Below are 19,714 nucleotides of genomic sequence, written 5' to 3'. Positions count from 1 at the left end.
TGAATGTGTACGGCCTAGGCCCGCTTCTACTCAGATTCTGGCGCTGTTAAATAGTGTTGCAAGCAATGTCCTGGTACTGAACTAGGAGTCGCAACCGCGAATGCTGCCCAACGGGCCCCTTCTTCCATCGCTTCTTTGATACCTCTTTGCTGACACAAGTAATGGATCAGTCCTGCAGCGTAAGCATCGCCAGCACCTGTTGTATCAACAACCTCAGCTAATACAGCAGGCACATGCACTTGTGCGTCTTTGCTGTAAGCGACTGCACCATTTTCACCGTCTGTGACCACAAAATATTGTAATGACTCACCAGCAATTTGCTCGGCAAACTCCCATTTATCTCCAATACAACGACCTTGCATATCAGTGATTGAAGCAATAAGCACATGACAAGGACGAACGCGTTCATCTTTGGCTAATTGAGAGACGACAAGGCAATCGTTTAACGCCGAAGTCGTCCAGCCACTAATGCCTTTTGCTGATGAATTAGTGTATAGCGCATCAAACTGCTGCCATTTCGGTGGAGAGGGTAATTCAAAAACTGGCCGTTGTGGGCGAATGATAGTGCGCTCACCATCAGGCGTCATGACCAACAACATTTCACATGTGGTTCCTTCAAAACGCTCGACAAGCCGACAATCCAACCCTTGAGTACTGGCTTGCGCCAATATCCAGTTGCCCACCTTATCATTACCCACTTGGCTCACTAAAGACACCGAATGCCCTGCCCATACCAAGCCGATGCCAGTATTGGCACCGCCGCCGCCCAAACGTGAGCCGCCGTCTTGATAATGAAAGCGACCACCTGTTTGCAGTGGCTTATCAAGCTGCAGAAGTCGGTCACAATTGATATTGGCAAGGAGTAATATATTAGCCATAGCGCTCTCTGTCTGAATTATTGAATCGCAATAAAACCATCTCAGTGGAACCACAGTCATTTGAGTGATATCAAAATCAGTATACTGCAAAAACAAAAAAGGCAGTGAAGATTATCACTGCCTTTAATTTCACGATATTTACTAGACGATATCAGCTGACTATAGCGTAAGCTTACATGTCTTCTGGTCTGAGTGGTTTGCGTAATTGTGCACGGACATTATCCATACCAGAGTAAAACTCTTTCATCATCAGCAAGCCCATCATTTTACCATTATCGGTCCAAATCAAATTATCTGGATCGTTCGGGTCATTTTTAATTGCGCCAATCGCTTTCATTGAAGCCATTTCTTTAAACAAGGCAGTGTCTAAATTCACACCAAAGGTTTCACGGAAATATTTACGTGATAAACGGCCTGAGAACATACCTAATAAGAAGCGATATTGCATGACTTCTTTTTTGCCGTATTGCTTTTGTTGCTCAACGCCCATCAGGCCGTTCTCAACACGTTCTTGATACTTTTTCAGCGAGAAAGTATTCACGTATAAGGTGTCATCCAAGAAGCTGAAAGAGCCTGAACCAACCCCTAAGTACTCATCATAATCAATCACATACTCATCAAAGCCTTCGTTGTTGGCTTTACCAAATGCCCAACCTGAAAGTTGCGTATATTGACCGTTTAAGCTGTTAAGGATTTGACGATATTGACGGGCCATATCACCGTGCGGCGCAGCCAGTTTACCCTTGACGCTTTTACGTGTTTGGTGAGTAATCATCAATGGATAAGTAGTAATTTGGCGTGGGTCTAATTTAGATGCCATATCCAAATCATGCTGGATGATTTCATCTGTTTGACCACGGAAACCGAAAATCAAATCGACATTAATGATAGGGAATAGCTCTTTAGCCGCCATGATTTTATCGAACGTCTGCTGACCAGTACCGAACTTTTCAATTCGGTCTGTCATGGTCAAGATATCATCATTAAAGCTTTGTACACCAATAGACATACGGTCGACTAAGCCTTCTAACTGCTTGAAGCCTTCGCTATCGAGATGCTGAGGGTCGGATTCACACGATACCTCTTTAATATTTGGGAATAAGGTTTTTGCATGTTCAATGGTACGTGCTAACTCATCTTCTAATACCGTGGTAGTCCCGCCACCGATATACATAGATTCGAAGTCATAACCTAAGTTTTTCACCATATCCATTTCTTTACGTAAAGAAACAAAATAGCGACGGGCTTTGTCTTCTTTAAATAAGAAACGGTGGAAAGTACAGTAAGAACACAAGGTATGACAAAAAGGCACATGCGCATAGAGCATGTACTTTTTACCTTCAACTGGCTTTGGCATCATTTCAGCAGATACAGTGTCCAATCGTAAATTACGATCAACATAAAACTGCATCACTTTCTCCATCGCACTGATCATCCAGTCTGGCGTGGTAATGTTCGCTTGATAAGGCGACTGAATAATGGTGTCTGATGGTTTAATTATTGATGACATAGCATTTCCTACCTTAAGAATGAGCAGACTCGCAGCTCATAGCTGCAGTGTGAGCAGAATACTCTTAAATCACTGACCTTTGTGTGAACTATCTATAACTTAACGTTGAATAACAAGCCAAGGAGTTAATTTTTACCAAGGAGATCACAGATTAGCACCTGGTAAATAATTAATCACTAATAAACAATATCACTATGTTAATTATAAGAAATATCTATGTTTAAATTTTGATCTATCAAAGTCAGATACAAAAATACCCTCAAAAGCGATGCCATTGAGGGTATTTTTCCTTAAATTCCAAGACGACTAGTCTCTGTATTTAAGCTCGCCTTTTTCTTTGATTTCATCATACCAAAGGTTGTGATGCTGCTTAGCCCACTGCTCATCACAGTAACCAGACACCATACAATCCATACCACCTTCAGACATAGCTGTTGCCATGAAGATGTGAACGATAGAGAAAGCACAGATAATAATTGCACTCACTGAGTGAACAACAAGAGCAAGTAAGCTTAGGTTACGGCTTGGTTCAAATAAGTTCGGGAACAGTAATAACATTCCTGATACTGAGATGAATAGACCAAATAGAGCAAATGCCCAGAACCATAGTTTTTCACCTGCGTTAGCAAAGCCAGCGTCAGGGTGCTTACCTTTAAATGGACCGAAGTTAATGTAACCACCAACAACCATCATCCATTTAATGTCATACATTTTTGGCATTTGGTTTTTAGCCCAAAGAACAACCATTAACGCCCAACCCAACATGAATGGGATAGCCATGTAATCATGGATTTCTTTAGACAAATATACCATGCTAGACCACATTCCTTCACCGATATACGGTTGGAAGAAGAAACGGCCAGCCAATAGCACTAAACCTGTCAAAATCAATAACATACATGGAATAGCACCAAGCCAATGTATTGATACGTCAAATTTAGACCAGCGATACACCATCTTACCGGTGAAACCACCGTGTAATTTTGAAATACCGTTTATTTTGATAAACAGTAAGAAGATGATGATCATACCAAATAGCGCAGCCAATAACGCTGGCGCTAATAAGTCACTACGAAGTTCGAATACACGTAAATCATAAGTATTGATTGGTTGTGCATGGAACTCACTTGTCGATGTGGTACGTCCCTCTACACCGTCTTTAAGCTGTGCCCATAATTGCGCATTGCCATCTTGAACGGTAAGAGATTCTTCACCACTTCCACTAGCGTGTGCGAATGTCATAACACTGAACATCAATGCGATAACAACGCCAATTTGTTTGAACCACTTGTTCATATTACATCCTCTATGCTATGTGATGCCTAGGTTGCCCTAGGCATCATAGCTAAGCTGACTAACACGTCTGGAGATTAACCCCAAACACCTTTGTTAGCTCCGCGGTAAGCAACACGCTCACGGAAGATAGCAGAAACAATTTCTGCATCACCAGCAAGAAGAGACTTAGTTGCACAAAGCTCAGCACACATTGGAAGTTTACCTTCAGCAACACGGTTAGCACCGTACTTCTCACGTTCAGCATGAGAATGATCTTCTTCAGGGCCACCGGCACAGAAAGTACACTTGTCCATCTTGCCACGGCTGCCGAAAGCGCCTGACTGAGGGAACTGTGGAGCACCGAAAGGACATGCATATAAACAGTAACCACAACCGATACAAGTATCTTTGTCGTGAAGCACAATGCCGTCTTCTGTTTTGTAGAAACAGTCTGCAGGACATACTGCCATACAAGGTGCATCACTACAGTGCATACATGCTACTGAGATAGACGCTTCACCACGCTCACCATCATTGATAGTTACTACGCGACGACGTTGAATACCCCACTCTAAAGCAGAGTCGTTTTCGTTTTTACAAGCTGTGACACAACCATTACATTCAATGCAGCGCTTGGTATCACATAAAAATTTCATTGTAGCCATTTGGCAATTCTCCTAGCTTAAGCTGCAATTACGCTTTTTCAATTTGACAAAGCGACGCTTTGGTTTCCTGCATTTGTGTTACAGGGTCATAACCATAGGTCAGTGCAGTGTTAGCTGATTCACCTAGTACGTAAGGAACAGTGCCTTCTGGGTAGTTAGGTGCAAGGCTTTCACCGTGCATTTCACCCGCGAAGTGGTATGGCATCCAAGTAACACCAGGCTTAACGCGTGGAGTAACCATTGCTTTAATCTTGATGCGTCCGCCTTCAGCACCTTCTAACCACACTGTATCGCCATCACGTAGACCACGATCTGCAGCATCAGCAGGGTTGATTTCAACAAACATTTCTTGTTGAAGTTCTGCTAACCAAGGGTTAGAACGAGACTCTTCACCACCACCTTCGTACTCAACAAGACGACCAGATGTTAGCGCAAGTGGGTACTTAGCACTGTTGTCGTTGTCTTGAATTGTTTTGTACAGCGTAGGTAAACGGTGTACTTGCATATCTGCGTACGTTGGGTACTTAGATACTAAGTCACGACGAGGCGTGTATAACGGCTCACGGTGAACAGGTACTTGGTCAGGGAATGTCCAAACAATACAACGAGCTTTAGCGTTACCGTAAGGGATACAGCCGTGCTTCATTGCAACGCGTTGGATACCACCAGAGATATCAGTCTTCCAGTTTTTACCTTCAGCGTGAACTTTCTCTTCAGCAGTTAGTTCATCAAACCAGCCAAGCTGTTTAAGCATGTCTGCAGTGAACTCTGGGTAACCATCTGTGATTTCAGCGCCTTTAGAGAAGCTGCCTTCAGCAAGAAGGTTCTTACCTTTGTATTCGATACCGTAGCGTGCACGGAAGTTACCGCCGCCTTCTAACACGTGTTTGTGCGTGTTATATAGGATTTGAGTACCAGGGTGCTTCTGCTCTGGAGTACCCCAACAAGGCCAAGGTAAACCGTAAGTTTCGCCTTTAGCAGGTCCGCCAGCAGCTTCAAGTGTCTTGTTGCTGAACGTGCCCCAGTTTTGAGTGTGCTCTTTGATACGCTCAGGGCTTTGACCTGACATACCAATTGTCCACATACCGCGGTTAATTTCGCGAGTGATGTCTTCAATAACTAGAATGTCATTTGCATCTTTAGCGATACGCTTAGTGTACTGTTCAGCAAAACCAAGTTTTTGAGATAGACGGTACATGATCTCAAGGTCAGTTTTTGATTCAAATAATGGCTCAACAACTTTTTCACGCCATTGTTGTGAACGACCAGAGTTAGATACTGAACCTTCAGTTTCAAACTGAGTACAAGCTGGAAGCAAGTAAACGCCGTTTTGACGACGGTGCATAACACCAGCCATAGTTGGGAAAGGATCCACAACAACAACAGTGTCCATCTTGTCTAGTGCTTCACGAACATCATCTTGACGAGTTTCAGTGTTAACTGATTGACCCCAGAAGAAGCCCATGCGTACACGGTCTTTTTGCGCTAATTTTTCAGGTGTTTCTAAAACACCGTCATGCCAGCGTGAACAAGGAATACCAGGAGTATTCATTGGCACACGGCCAAGGTATTCATTTTGGTCGAAACGGCTAGAAACCCAATTTCTGTCTAGGTCCCAAACGTTTGTCCAGTGATCCCATGCGCCAGAAGTCAGGCCGTAGTAACCAGGTAAGTTATCAAATAATAAACCTAAGTCAGTTGCGCCTTGAACATTATCGTGACCACGGAAAATGTTTGTTCCGCCGCCTTTAACACCCATGTTACCTAGTGCTAATTGAAGGATACAGTAAGCACGAGTGTTCGCATTACCGACGTGATGCTGAGTACCACCCATACACCAAACAACAGTACCTGGACGGTTATCTGCCATCATTTTCGCAGCTTGGTAAACTTCTTCTTCACTACAACCAGTGATGTCTGCAACTTCTTTCGGTGGGAACTTCTTCACTTCTTCGCGAATAGTTTCCATTTCGAAAACACGTTCTTGGATGAACGCTTTGTCTTCCCAACCGTTTTCGAAGATGTGCCAAAGCATACCGTAGATGAATGGGATATCAGTACCTGGACGCAATGCACAGTGAAGATCTGAATGTGCAGCAGTACGTGAGAAACGAGGGTCAACAACGATAATCTTAGCGTTGTTTTTCTCTTTCGCGATTAAGATATGCTGCATTGCAACTGGATGCGCTTCAGCCGGGTTTGCACCGATGAAGAAGATTGCATTTGCATTCTGGATATCGTTGAAAGAGTTAGTTTGCGCACCGTAGCCCCAAGTGTTAGCAACACCAGCTACCGTGGTAGAGTGACAAATACGTGCAGAGTGGTCTACGTTGTTCGTGCCCCACATTGCCGCAAATTTACGATACATGTAGCAGCCTTCGTTCGAGAACTTAGCACTACCCATAAAGTAAACTGAATCTGGACCAGACTCTTCACGAATATCAAGCATTTTGTCGCCGACTTCGTTGTAAGCTTGTTCCCAAGATAATTTCTTCCACTTGCCATCAACAAGTTTCATTGGGTACTTAAGACGCTTTTCACCGTGACCATGTTCACGTAAAGCAGCACCTTTAGCACAGTGACCACCAGCGTTGAATGGGTGATCGAATGCAGGCTCTTGACCTGTCCAAACGCCATTTTGTACTTCAGCGTATAAACCACAACCAACAGCACATGCAGAACATACAGTACGTTTGATTTCAGTTGGCGCATCATGAGGTACATCATGAGCTTCTGCTCTACGCATCATGCCAGTGCCCATTAGTGAAGCAGCGGCGATACCACCAGTAGCAATACCTGCATTCTTCATAAATTGACGACGGTTGATACCGAGCGACTTGGTAGCAGCTTTAGGAGCTGCGGTAGACTTGCGAGTTAACTTCATCGCTTATTTCTCCTGAATTAGCCGCGTAAGCTATCGTAGTAGCTACGAATATGCGCAGTTTCTTTGTAACCGTTAGAATCTTTCTTGCTAACGTTACTCTCGGTTGCTTGAGCCACACTCACACCAGTTACGGCGATGGCTGCTGATGCAGCGCTGCCTACGGTGATGGCTTTCAGCAAAGATCTGCGATTCAGATCAGGCTGTTGCTTCTTCATCTTTACTCCCGGTTTAAATCACACCAACTCTGTGGTTGATGCCCTTGTAGGCCTTTACGGTCACTAAACACCATTTGTAAACAAATGGTTAACTAAGTAGGCCAGAAAGGTAAAAACACTTCTAAATGAATAATATCCACAAATTTACGTGGCTAATATATAGAGAGATAACGAAGAAAAAATTGATCTAGCACCTGTTCATATTCCAAAAAAAGACACGGAAAGTAGAAAGCGTTAACTAGGTCAAATTTTTATCATGAGCATTATGGAAGACATCTAGAACGGGGTAAAAATCAGACAACAACAAATGTTAAAAAAATTAACATAGTGACTGATTTATAAAGAAATAATCTCACTTTGGTATTGAGAATTCTTATTATTTACTTATAGCTATTTGAGCTTAAAAGCTTATTCAATAGTCTTTTTAGCTATGAAGGAATATGACCAGGTGGAATTGATAAATGTTGATGACATCATTAACAATCACATCACCTTCTCTCTTATTACAACCGATTTTACCGGTGTGAAAAACAAGAGGCTGACAACCAATTAATCCACTATCTTCATCGTCCAGCCAAAACGGTAAACAGGAGCTCCAACACGATGCAGCAACAAGGTAATCAGACTGATTTTTTACAAACAGAAATTGGCAAGATTATTGAGTGAATGACAGGAATAACGACTGACATTATTTACAATTTTGATACGTCAGCAGCTTATTTTATATCAATCCAATAAAAACGCCCCAAAGCAATGTGTCTTTGAGGCGTTTTACTCGCTTAGTTATTTACTAATGAGCTTTAGTCTTGATATTTCAACGTACCGTTGGCTTTAATCTCATCGTACCAAAGGTTGTGATGCTGGATTGCCCAGTTTTCATCACAGTAGCCTGAAATCATAGATTCCAAACCGCCTTCACTTAATGCCGTTGCCATCCAAATATGCACAATCGTAAATGCAATTAAGATCGCCGCGCTCACTCCGTGAACCAGTAACGCAACCATAGACGCTTCACGTGGTAAGTCTAAACCAGGTAGCACTAACATCATGCCAGAAACACTGATAAATAGACCAAAGAAGACTAATGTCCAAAACCACATTTTCTCACCAGCGTTAGCAAAACCACTGTCTGGATGCTTACCTTTAAATGGACCGAAGTTGATATAACCACCTACAACTAAGAACCATTTAATGTCATACATCTTGATGGTTTGTAATGGCATCCACTTAACGATACACATAAGCCAAGACACGATAAATACTGGACCAACCCAATCATGTACTAGCTTACAAAAGGCAATAATACCAGCCCAAATGCTATTACTAACGTACGGTTGAATCGCAAATTTACCCAGTAAAATCACTAAGCCTGTCAGCATTAAGATTAAACACGCAATGGCCATAATCCAATGCAGCCAAATGTCTGCCTTCGACCAGCGCTCGACCATTTTGCCAGAGAAACCTTTGCTTAATCTTGCTGGACCATTAACAAAGTAAAAGATTAAGAAAGCACCAAATACACCCACCAACGCAAGCGCTACTGCTGGTGTAATATACTTATCTCTTAGTAATCTTCCTTCGTTGCCGCCAACATTAATTAGCACCCCAGGTTCGATACCTTGAGCTGTGGTAAAGCCTGAGTCACCGGCCTTAACTGCTCGCCATAAATCTGCTGGGTTTTCTTTCCCTGCCTGCTGCTTACTTGATTGTTCATCTGCCGCTAACGTTGTGGTCGCAAAACCCAACCCCATCACCAGAACTAACAGAGCAAATAAGCTACGCAGTGATTTGTTTAACTGATTGTTTAACATTGTCACTCCTTGCTTGGTTACGGACCACTGTCCGTAACCATTTGCACTGCCTAAACCATATCACCCGTTTTAGGATCGTAGCCCCAAATAGTATTTGGGTTACCACGTTTTGCCATACGTTCACGGTAAATGGTAGATACAATTTCAGCATCACCAGCAAGCAAGGCTTTGGTTGAACAAAGCTCCGCACACATAGGTAATTTGCCTTCAGCAATACGGTTTGCACCGTACTTCTTGCGTTCAGCTTCTGAATGGTTCTCTTCTGGGCCACCGGCACAGAAAGTACACTTATCCATTTTGCCTCGGCTGCCGTATGCAGTCTTTTTAGGGAACTGCGGCGCACCGAAAGGACAAGCATAGAAGCAATAGCCACAACCAATACACGTATCTTTGTCGTGCAAAATTAGACCGTCTTCGGTTTGATAGAAACAATCCGCCGGACAAACGGCCATACAAGGTGCATCGGTACAGTGCATACATGCCACTGAGATTGATGCTTCGCCTGGTTCACCATCATTGATAGTGACTACACGGCGACGTTGAATTCCCCACTCTAGAGCGGAATCGTTTTCGTTCTTACAAGCTGTGACGCAACCGTTACACTCGATGCAGCGTTTGGTGTCACACAAAAATTTCATGACTGCCATAATGGCTTATCTCCTCATCAAGTTAATTAGGCTTTGCTGATCTGACACAAGCTAGACTTAGTCTCTTGCATCTGAGTCACAACATCATAACCATAGGTCATCACGGTATTGGCAGACTCGCCGATAACGTAAGGAACCGTTCCTTCTGGGTAGCTCTTCTCTAGGCTCTTGCCTTCGAATACACCCGCAAAGTGGTATGGCATGAAACACTCACCAGCAATGACTCGTGGAGTCACCATTGCTTTAACTGTGATCTTAGCGCCTTCTGGACTGTGAACGAATACGTCATCACCATCACGTAAGCCGCGATCTGCTGCATCTGCAGGGTTAATCTCAATAAACATTTCTTGCTGTAATTCTGCAAGCCATGGATTTGAGCGGGTTTCTTCACCACCACCTTCATACTCAACTAAACGACCCGTCGTCACTGCCAATGGGAAGTCTTTTGAGAAATCTTTGTCTTGAATTGTCTTATACAAGGTTGGAAGACGTGCAACCATACGGTCTTCGTAAGTTGGATACTTAGACACTAAGTCACGACGAGGGGTATATAATGGCTCACGGTGAACCGGGATATCATCTGGGAAGTTCCAAACAATACAACGGGCTTTCGCATTACCGTAAGGGATACAACCATGCTTAATCGCAACACGTTGAATACCACCAGAAATATCAGTTTTCCAGTTTTTACCTTCAGCATGAACTTTCTCTTCGGCGGTTAAATCATCCCACCAGCCAAGCTGTTTAAGCATGTCAGCGGTAAATTCAGGATAACCGTCTTGAATTTCACTGCCTTTAGAGTATGAGCCTTCAGCAAGAATGTTGTTACCTTCATGCTCAACACCGTAACGTGCACGGAAGTTACCACCACCGTCTTTCACTTCACGGCCCGTGCGGTACAAAATTTGTGTACCAGGGTGCTTCATATCTGCAGTACCCCAACATGGCCAAGGTAAACCGTAAGTTTCACCTTTTGCTGGGCCACCTGGTGCTTCTAAGCTTTCAATATCGAACGTGCCCCAGTTTTCTTGGTGCATTTTCAAGCGCTCAGGACTTTGACCTGTATAACCAACAGTCCACATACCTTTGTTGAATTCACGAGTCATATCTTCAATCAATGGCTCATCGCCATTCACTTTAATATGCTTACAGAATTCAGCATCGATGCCCCATTTTTTCGCCAGCTTGTACATGATGATGTGGTCAGCTTTTGATTCAAATAATGGCTCAATAACTTGAGTACGCCACTGCAGTGAACGGTTAGATGCAGAAACAGAACCATATGTTTCAAACTGAGTCGCAGCAGGCAGTAGATATACGCCATCTGTACGCTCATGCATAACACCCGCCATGGTTGGGAATGGATCGACAACCACTACCGTATCCATTTTGTTCAATGCTTCACGCACTTCACGACCACGGGTTTCGGTATTGACTGATTGCCCCCAGAAGAATGACATACGAATGTTATCTTTCTGCGCAATCTTAGATTTGTCTTCAAGTACACCATCATGCCAGCGTGAGCATGGGATACCCGTCGAAGTCATTGGGTCTTGACCTAAGTGTTGGGCTTGGTCGAAGCGGTTTTTAACCCATTCGTAATCAAGATCCCACACATTACACCAATGCTTCCAAGAACCGGTCTTCAAGCCGTAGTAACCAGGTAAAGTATCGAATAGTAAACCAAAGTCGGTTGCACCTTGTACGTTATCATGACCACGGAAGATGTTAGTACCACCACCTTCAACACCCATGTTGCCTAGCGCTAATTGCAAGATACAGTATGAACGCGTGTTCGCATTACCGACGTGATGCTGAGTACCACCCATACACCAAACCACAGTACCAGGCTTAGTCTCTGCAAGCATTTTAGCCACACGGCGCATTTGCTTTTCAGGTACACCGGCAACATTTTCAACTTCTTGTGGATTCCACTTTTTCACTTCCTCACGGATACGTTCCATACCGTATACACGTTGGTCAATGAATGTTTGGTCTTCCCAACCGTTTTCAAAAATATGCCACAACAAACCATAAATGTAAGGAATATCCGTACCTGGACGGATATGCACGAACTCGTCAGCTTTTGCTGCAGTTCGGGTGAAACGAGGGTCGACTACGATAATTTTCGCGCCGCGCTCTTTACCTTCAAGGATGTGTTGCATTGAAACTGGGTGAGCTTCACAAGGGTTCGAACCGATGAACATCATCGCTTTCGATTTACGAATGTCATTAAATGAGTTCGTTTGCGCACCATAACCCCAAGTGTTTGCAACACCGGCTACAGTGGTAGAGTGACAAATACGTGCAGAGTGGTCGACGTTGTTCGTGCCCCACATTGCCGCTAATTTGCGGTACATATAAGCTTGTTCGTTCGAGAACTTCGCACTACCCATGAAAAATACTGAATCAGGACCTGACTCTTGACGAATATCTAAGGCTTTTTGGCCTACTTCTTCAATCGCTTGTTCCCAAGAAAGTTTTTTCCACTTACCGCCTTCAAGTTTCATTGGATACTTAAGACGCTTTTCACCATGACCATGTTCACGCAGTGCAGCACCTTTAGCACAGTGGCCACCAGCGTTAAATGGATGATCAAATGCAGGCTCTTGACCTGTCCATACACCATTTTGAACTTCAGCATAAATACCACAGCCCACTGAACAGTGAGAACAAATAGTACGTTTTACTTCGGTAGGTGCATCATAAGGTACATCTTTCGCTTCAGCTTTACGCATCATGCCTGCGCCCAGCATTGAGGCTGCAGCAATACCACCTGTTGCCAATGTGGCTGATTTCAAAAACTGGCGACGATTGAGTCCAAGTGCAGGTTTATCTGCGACTTCAACTGTCTCTGTTTTGCGGGTTAATCGCATCACATATTCTCCTTTAATTACTTACTACGTAAGGTGGCGTAGTAACTACGTACATGGTCTGTTTCTCTATAACCATCACTTTTATCCACACTTGATGTGGCTTCTGGTGAGGCAGCTAGAGCTTGTCCGCTAACAGTAGCAACTGCGCCAGCGGCACTACCGACAGCCAATGCTTTAAGCATTTGACGACGATCCATGACGGAAGCTTGCTTCTTCATAGTCTCTCCTTAATGTAACGCTAAAATAAAAGGGTCTTGTTTACCCTAGATTAAGTGGGAGTCTCCTCCCGTTTCGGTCTACGCCACTGACAATGTCAGTGGCGTAAATCTTTGCCCCATCAATCACGAAATTAAGATGCTAATTCGTTTGTTGAAGGTTCAATTTTCTCTGCTGACTCAGCGGCTTTAGCTTCAGCCTCACTGCCTGGGCAGTTCACTGGAATATCTAAGCTAAGCTGTTCAAACTCATTAGCTTCAATTTCAAAAAAGGCTTTTGCCAGTTTTGCTACTGGTGCGTAAAAGGCTGCACTGGGAGTTTGTTCTAATGTGTCGCAAAAACGCGCAATCCAACTGCCAATATGGCGTTGGTAGAAAGCTAACTGACGGTAACCAGGAGCCTCTAAAATTAATGTACCCATGACTTCACATAATGCAGCCACATGATCTTCTGGCTCTTTTACTTCGTCTTCACGAGCAAAACCTAATTGCAGTAAATCTTGACGTAATAGGGCTAATGGCTTGTCCATTAGTGAGCCTGTCATAAACCAACTTGCGTATGGCAATACTTCACCACGACCCACGCCGTAGAAAATATTGAAGTATTCTTGCTCAAGCTCTTCAGCGGTATACTTGGTCGCAGCTTCTTTCAAGCCAAGCCAAGCCGCTGTCATGTCATTGTCTTCTTCAGCATCAACTTCAAGCTCAGCTAAAAATGCGAGCAACTCGGCGTTAGGCTCGCGACGTAACAAGGCTGCCAATATTTGGTAAATATCTGCCCGTAGCTGATCGTTTTCTGAAATTTCTCTAACTAATTCGGTCATATCTGATCTCTTATCGAAGTTGCTTCTCTGGGTCTTCAAGAATGTCTTCAAACATATCTTTTACGCGGCAATCACCACACATTTTTAAACGCTCAACATTGGCATTAAATGCAGAGTGTCCACCAATCATATCTATCATTCTGTGTACCATAGACTGTGTCGCAAATGCGGTACCACAGCGAATACACTCAAATGGTGGTTCTTCTTTTAATGTTTGGCGTTGCTGACGTGAGGCTTGGTCTAAGTTGATTTGCGAAGTAATGCTAATCACATTTTCAGGACAAGATGTTTCACATAAACCACATTGAACACAGTCTTGCTCAACGAAATGTAATGCAGGTTTATCACCACCATCCGTTAAAGCTTGAGTTGGACATGTCGCCACACAAGACATACACAAGGTACATTTGTCAGCATTCACTTCCACTTTGCCGTATGGCACATTACTCATTGAAATACAGGTATCGCTTGCTGCAGCTTGCTGATTCAAATGATCCACTGCGGCGTATAACGTTTCACGCTTAGTTGTTGGCGTAAATGCTGCTGGTACCGTTAGTGGCCAGTCTAAGCTAATCGCTAATTTATCATTCAGCGCAGAAAGCATACTCGGGTCAATTAAGCTGATGCGTTGAGGCTGGCCCATTTCATCTAAGATGGTATTAGCAAGCGACAATTCACCGTTTAACATTTGCGTTAATGTTGGTGCGGTTGCGTCAGTGTTAAGAATCAACACTTGGCGAGCGCCCCAAGCAAGTGATGACATCCAATGGTCGATACTAGCAACTGTAATTTCTTCTAACTCAACAGGGATAATATCCCCGACTAAATCAGCTGTAATCAGCTCAGCACCAACACCACTGTCATGGAATAAAATCACTGGAGCAGCTTGGGCTTGCTCAAGGTAGCGGCTGATCAGTTTTTGAATGTAACTATGGAGCGCTTGTGGCGTAGGTAAATCAAAAGCGATGGCCCCTGTAGGACATGCGTTGGTACAACTACCCGCACCATGACACAAGTAAGGGTCAATTTCGATTTTGTCTTCAATGCTACTAATAGCATCTGCTGGGCAGAAGTTTAAACAGCGATTACAACCATTAACGCCATTGCGATTGTGGGCACAAATATCACTGTTAACTTTGACATAGCGTGGCTTATCAAACTCACCAACTAAATCAGGAATTTGTGTTAATGCATCAGCAAGCTTCTCTGCATCCTGACCTACGTAAAAATAACCTGGTGGCAGCATTTCAAGGTTCAAACATGGCGTCATGCTTAAATCTAAAACGATATCAAAATGTGGTTTACGAATAGCAACAAGGCTAAGTTCAGCAGCTTTGCTGTCTTGGCCTTCGCTTTCTACCGTCACTTGGAATTGGCCTAAAAAGCCTTTTACTGAGATAAGTTTGTTGTAATAGCTTTCACTATTAACTGCTGCATTCATTACCGCTTCAAGATGTGCTTCATCTTGGCTAGTAATGGCTTCATTTGCCAAAATGACGACATTCGCCATATTGGACAATTTGTCTGCAGCTAATCGAGCCAGATCTTCTGGGCCGATAACCAGCACATTTCCTTCAGTAGTATAACTGACGGTAGGTGGAATCAAGTTTTGAATAACTTGAGTCTGTGCTAATACCTGCTGGCGAACTTGTTGCAGTTCAAGCGGGGTTTGACTATTGCTCACATTGCATTCCTGAACAGTTTTCAACGTTCGATGGACTTACTTAGCACTGTAATCCTTTCATCATTAACTCTTTCATCAAGCGAGTTAATCACTTCTGCTAAAAACAATAAGTACGACATCTACCACGTTAAAATAGTGGACATTAAATTATCGACGTTTTCTGACCTAAACTTGGCGCTGAGGCGATATCTCTGCCTCTGAAGCCATAACCAGATCATCACTCTGGTTAGTCGGGTCAGTCTTCGCGACTAATTCACTCTTTTCACTTAATATTTCTTGCGGGGCATCAGTTGCATCACCAACTGTGTCATCTCCCTCGCTTGCTAGTAACGCTTCATCTTCAGCTTTGTCTTCATCTTTCATGACGTTGCGGAAAACTTTTTTCGCCAACTCAGCTGAAACGTCAGGGCTCAACTTAGGTTGGTTACTGTAATCAAGGGCATACTCAAGTAGGCCATCAATTTCGTTATACTGTGGTTGTTTCCATAAAGCCTTTAAGGCTGCAGATTTTGCAGCAGGAGAAACATTCGCTCCCATAAACGATGCAAAACTACCACCAACCTCGATTTTTTCTGGATCAGGTAAATCTTCAGCTTCAAGAATTTTTTCTGGTTCAGCCGTCTCAACAGTGTGCGCATCAACTGTTTCAGTGTCACCTTCAGGGCTTACCTGCTCAGTTTCAGTTGCCTGTGTTTTTGCTGCTAAATCAGCAGCAGCTTCAGCTTCAACCTGCTCACGACGCTCAGTCCAGCGAGAAAAAAATCCTCTTGGTTTATCGCTCATTTAGTGGCTCCGTAGGTGATTTGTGCTTGGGCCTTGATCCTTGCGGCGATTCACATGTTTACGGCGCTTAGCTGAAATCTCAACTTCTCCATGACGCGTTATAAAAGCTTCAACCCAACAAGCCAGCGCTTCTGGCATTGGGATATTTAATACCGGTGTTTCAGACTCTAAACAGCCTGCTGCGACGTTTTGGTCACAAGATATTGAAGTCGGAATTAACGTCCCGTCATCCAGCTCATCACAAACGATGTATAACATGGTGTTATCCATATCGAGATTGATGCGGTAACTACCACGCTCATCTTTGTGCAGCTCAAATAACACCAGCGTTGCTCCTTCTGGTGCCTGATGAGAAGCAGGGACGATTTGATCGACCTCCCACGTCACCGACGGCCAGCGACCAACCATTTTTTCCACTTTTTTCAGTGAAACGTAAATAGGCCAAACATTTTCAGTATGTTGCATAAAAGCTTTGCCTTATGAAATCAGAAAACAACAAGAAACAAACAAATAACCAATAAATACATAATGTTATTTAACAACCTTATGACTTTGAATACTGGGGTTATTAGGTTTTGTTTCCTTAATTCGTATAGTGCTGCAAAAATAGTGCCAGAAGGATTGATTACTAAAGTTTGACCTAGATCGCTAATTCCACTTTAAGAGTAGGACAATTTGTCCATATTGCTAATTTTAATAGGACATAAGGCTACGTTAATTAGCTATCACTGATAAACATTGGTGTTAGATCACGCATTTACAATCTACTTACTATTGGAGGTATAAAAGTTGCTATGCTGATAGGCAGTTAGTTTTAATCACGATTTTCGTCTTAAATACCGACATTATTGGTATCAGATGACACAGTCAGAGGCCGCTACGTAAATGACCCAAACCAATGCCACAGCAAAAGCCCCACTTAAACTTGTTAAAACCCAAGCCGAAGTCCCACTGACTTTGCCAGTAAAAGCAATCAATGAACTGGGCGAAAGTATTGATAAGTTTGTCGCCTGTGAAAGACCCTTAACTGTGTACCTCAACTGGCAACCCATTGTGACCTTAATGACACTGGGAGCTAAGCCTGAATCATTAGCATTGGGATACTTAAAAAACCAAGGTTTTGTGAGCGATGCCAGCTTGTTAGAGTCAATTATTGTTGATTGGGACGTCAATTCCGCGGCTATTTTAACCGCTGAAAAAACAGCAGATTTAGAAGAAAAACTATCAGAAAAAACCGTCACATCGGGGTGTGGTCAAGGCACGGTTTATGGTGGCTTTATGCAAGGGCTTGATGATATTAACTTGCCGACACCTCAGCTTAAACAGTCAGTATTGTATAGCTTACTTAAAAACATTAACGCCTATAACGAGACTTACAAAAATGCCGGTGCTGTTCATGGCTGCGGTATTTGCCAAGATGATCAAATTCAAGCATTTATCGAAGATGTAGGCCGTCATAATGCGGTTGATACACTCGCTGGCGATATGTGGTTAGCAGGTGAAAATGGCAACGATAAGATTTTTTATACCACTGGCCGTCTAACTTCAGAAATGGTGATCAAAGTGGCTAAGATGGGGATTCCGGTTCTGCTTTCTCGCAGTGGGGTTACACAGATGGGACTCGAATTAGCACAAAAAATGGGTATTACCATTATCGCACGTGCTAAAGGTCGTCATTTCTTGGTCTACCATGGCGCGGAAAACATCGAATTTGATGCCAATAAAGCCAAGTAATTCGCTGTGATGAGATAGGCCTGTATTTGACTATTATTGGCCTAGCTCTTTTAAGCATTTCTATTAACCAGCTCTGTTAAAGAGTGGCCCTTATTGATAACAAGCTCGCAATGGGCTTGTTATCGATTGAATAACTCACTTCATATCGCGAAATTTAGCCCACTGCTCACGCTGCTTTTCGGTTAAAAAACTCCATGCAAGTACGCGAGTAATCTTGTTTCCCTGCTGCATCTCAATGGTTTTAACCGTATCTACAGACAATTTATCGAGTAAGGCATAACACGGTTTTAAGTTTTCAGATTTAGAAATTAACGAACTAAACCATAAACATTGAGTTCCAAATTGTTGGCTTTCTTTAATCATATTAGCCAAAAACTGTTGCTCGCCGCCTTCGCACCATAACTCAGCTTTTTGTCCGCCAAAGTTCAGCTTAGGGTCTGTTTTAGATGACTCTGCACCAGTTTTACCTTGATGAAGGTTCGATTTCATTCTCTTGGCGCGATTTGCTGCGAGGTTAGCATTTTTCTTGATGCTGCCCTTAGTCGCGTCTTCAAGTGAGCGATGAAACGGCGGGTTACACATAGTCAGATCAAACCGTTCATCAGCATTGATAATGCCTGAAAAAATGGCACTCGGGTTAGCTTGTAAACGTAATGATAACTTTGAGGTTAGTGACTTATTTTGTTCAGCAATTTTAGCCACATTACTAATGGAGATAGGATCTATATCACTGGCAACAAACTGCCAGCCATATGACTGGATACCTAATAACGGATAAATACCATTGGCACCCGTTCCAATATCTAACGCTGTCACCTTGGCACCTTTTGGCACCTTGCCGTTGACACTTAATAAATCCGCAATGTAATGCAAATAATCAACACGACCTGGCACAGGTGGACACAAAAAACCTTCAGGAATATCCCAGTGTTCAATGTCATAATCCAGCTTTAATATCGCAGCATTGAGACTCTTTACTGCTTCAGGATCAGCAAAGTCTATTGATAAATTTCCATACGGATTAGTTTTAACAAAGTGGGACAATTTGGGACACTTTTTAATAAGTACTTCAAAATCATAGCCTTGCAAATGCTTATTTCGAGGGTGTAATGCTTTAGGTGGCAATTGCCCAGTGGTGATCTTCTGCTGCGACTTTTTGCTGTGCTTATTGATCGATTTGGTTTGTCGGCGTTGACTCTTGACTGGCTTGTTATCAAGTTTAGCGTTTTTCGAATGCTTTGCTGCGCCTTTAGAAGGCGCCTTAGGTGCTGTCACAGATTCAGTGCTCTATTTAATCGTACAAATACTTGGTAAACAGTAAATTCACTACTAATTCACTACCCGTTTCTTCTGCGAGGAGCCTATTAACCGTTTCATAGCACTCACGGCGAATGTCTTCACGACCAGTGAGTGACTTCACTTTATCTTCGGCTTGATTACCTAACACTTCAACAATGGCTGAGCGTAATAAAGGGTCATGATGTTCAATTAGCAATAAATGGTCAGGATCTTTCACCATCAATTCGACACCGATTTTAACAAAACCTAACTTCTTACGATTAGAAATATAGTTAGTGACAATATCAGGTTCAAAACCATAATAAGCAAAATTTTCTAAGGCCTTTTCATCTGCGCTTTGCACATTCATTGAAAATATCAATGAAAGAAAAATTGCGTATACGTACTTTGCCATCGTTAATCAAACTCCATTAT

General features: G+C 43.1%; 17 protein-coding genes. 1 reads left to right on the top strand and 16 read right to left on the bottom strand.

Annotated features, from left to right (window positions below):
• Positions 1-26: 26 nt before the first annotated feature.
• The 14 genes from AN944_RS08490 to AN944_RS08425 form a co-directional block, all read right to left on the bottom strand.
• The gene (locus AN944_RS08490) at positions 27-878 is read right to left on the bottom strand and encodes a PfkB family carbohydrate kinase (protein ID WP_055024174.1); all 852 of its coding nucleotides are present in this window, start codon (positions 876-878) and stop codon (positions 27-29) included.
• Positions 879-1,050: 172 nt separating this feature from the next.
• On the bottom strand, positions 1,051-2,388 hold the full coding sequence (locus AN944_RS08485) for a coproporphyrinogen III oxidase family protein (RefSeq protein WP_055024173.1): 1,338 nt from the start codon (positions 2,386-2,388) through the stop codon (positions 1,051-1,053).
• Between the two features lie 306 nt (positions 2,389-2,694).
• Positions 2,695-3,684 (bottom strand): formate dehydrogenase subunit gamma, encoded by a 990-nt coding sequence (locus AN944_RS08480; RefSeq protein WP_055024172.1) that lies wholly within the window; start codon positions 3,682-3,684, stop codon positions 2,695-2,697.
• Between the two features lie 74 nt (positions 3,685-3,758).
• Positions 3,759-4,328 carry a formate dehydrogenase FDH3 subunit beta gene (gene fdh3B / locus AN944_RS08475; protein WP_055024171.1) on the bottom strand — a complete coding sequence of 190 codons (570 nt, stop codon included), beginning with the start codon at positions 4,326-4,328 and terminating at the stop codon, positions 3,759-3,761.
• A 28-nt stretch (positions 4,329-4,356) separates the two neighbouring features.
• Entirely contained in the window at positions 4,357-7,212 is a 2,856-nt protein-coding gene (locus AN944_RS08470) for a molybdopterin-dependent oxidoreductase (RefSeq protein ID WP_055024170.1), read from the bottom strand.
• A 17-nt stretch (positions 7,213-7,229) separates the two neighbouring features.
• The gene (locus AN944_RS08465) at positions 7,230-7,427 is read right to left on the bottom strand and encodes a twin-arginine translocation signal domain-containing protein (protein ID WP_055024169.1); all 198 of its coding nucleotides are present in this window, start codon (positions 7,425-7,427) and stop codon (positions 7,230-7,232) included.
• Positions 7,428-8,227: 800 nt separating this feature from the next.
• The gene (locus tag AN944_RS08460) at positions 8,228-9,238 is read right to left on the bottom strand and encodes a formate dehydrogenase subunit gamma (RefSeq protein ID WP_055024168.1); all 1,011 of its coding nucleotides are present in this window, start codon (positions 9,236-9,238) and stop codon (positions 8,228-8,230) included.
• Positions 9,239-9,288: 50 nt separating this feature from the next.
• Positions 9,289-9,885 (bottom strand): formate dehydrogenase FDH3 subunit beta, encoded by a 597-nt coding sequence (fdh3B, locus tag AN944_RS08455; RefSeq protein ID WP_055024167.1) that lies wholly within the window; start codon positions 9,883-9,885, stop codon positions 9,289-9,291.
• Positions 9,886-9,911: 26 nt separating this feature from the next.
• Entirely contained in the window at positions 9,912-12,761 is a 2,850-nt protein-coding gene (locus AN944_RS08450) for a formate dehydrogenase subunit alpha (RefSeq protein WP_055024166.1), read from the bottom strand.
• Positions 12,762-12,778: 17 nt separating this feature from the next.
• Positions 12,779-12,979 carry a twin-arginine translocation signal domain-containing protein gene (locus AN944_RS08445; protein WP_055024165.1) on the bottom strand — a complete coding sequence of 67 codons (201 nt, stop codon included), beginning with the start codon at positions 12,977-12,979 and terminating at the stop codon, positions 12,779-12,781.
• Between the two features lie 131 nt (positions 12,980-13,110).
• A complete protein-coding gene (locus AN944_RS08440; protein ID WP_055024164.1) occupies positions 13,111-13,800 on the bottom strand; it encodes a molecular chaperone in 690 nt (229 codons plus the stop codon).
• A 10-nt stretch (positions 13,801-13,810) separates the two neighbouring features.
• Positions 13,811-15,484 (bottom strand): 4Fe-4S binding protein, encoded by a 1,674-nt coding sequence (locus AN944_RS08435; protein ID WP_055024163.1) that lies wholly within the window; start codon positions 15,482-15,484, stop codon positions 13,811-13,813.
• Between the two features lie 165 nt (positions 15,485-15,649).
• Positions 15,650-16,267: a DUF3306 domain-containing protein gene (locus tag AN944_RS08430; protein ID WP_055024162.1), complete on the bottom strand. Its 618-nt coding sequence runs from the start codon at positions 16,265-16,267 to the stop codon at positions 15,650-15,652.
• Positions 16,268-16,732, bottom strand: a complete 465-nt coding sequence (locus AN944_RS08425) for a DUF3305 domain-containing protein (protein ID WP_055024161.1) — start codon at positions 16,730-16,732, stop codon at positions 16,268-16,270.
• Positions 16,733-17,152: 420 nt separating this feature from the next.
• Between AN944_RS08425 and AN944_RS08420 the strand changes: the two genes are divergently transcribed.
• The gene (locus AN944_RS08420) at positions 17,153-18,001 is read left to right on the top strand and encodes a formate dehydrogenase accessory sulfurtransferase FdhD (RefSeq protein ID WP_055024160.1); all 849 of its coding nucleotides are present in this window, start codon (positions 17,153-17,155) and stop codon (positions 17,999-18,001) included.
• Positions 18,002-18,136: 135 nt separating this feature from the next.
• Here AN944_RS08420 and rlmF read toward each other — a convergent pair whose 3' ends face one another.
• Together rlmF and AN944_RS08410 are read right to left on the bottom strand one after the other, a co-directional pair.
• Entirely contained in the window at positions 18,137-19,276 is a 1,140-nt protein-coding gene (gene rlmF / locus AN944_RS08415; RefSeq protein WP_055024159.1) for a 23S rRNA (adenine(1618)-N(6))-methyltransferase RlmF, read from the bottom strand.
• Between the two features lie 16 nt (positions 19,277-19,292).
• Positions 19,293-19,694, bottom strand: coding sequence for a flagellar basal body-associated protein FliL (locus AN944_RS08410; RefSeq protein ID WP_055024158.1), 402 nt, complete (start codon positions 19,692-19,694; stop codon positions 19,293-19,295).
• Positions 19,695-19,714 lie beyond the last annotated feature (20 nt).

It is taken from the genome of Shewanella sp. P1-14-1, assembly GCF_001401775.1.
Classification (GTDB): domain Bacteria; phylum Pseudomonadota; class Gammaproteobacteria; order Enterobacterales; family Shewanellaceae; genus Shewanella; species Shewanella japonica.
This window is presented reverse-complemented; position numbering and strand designations above follow the sequence as displayed.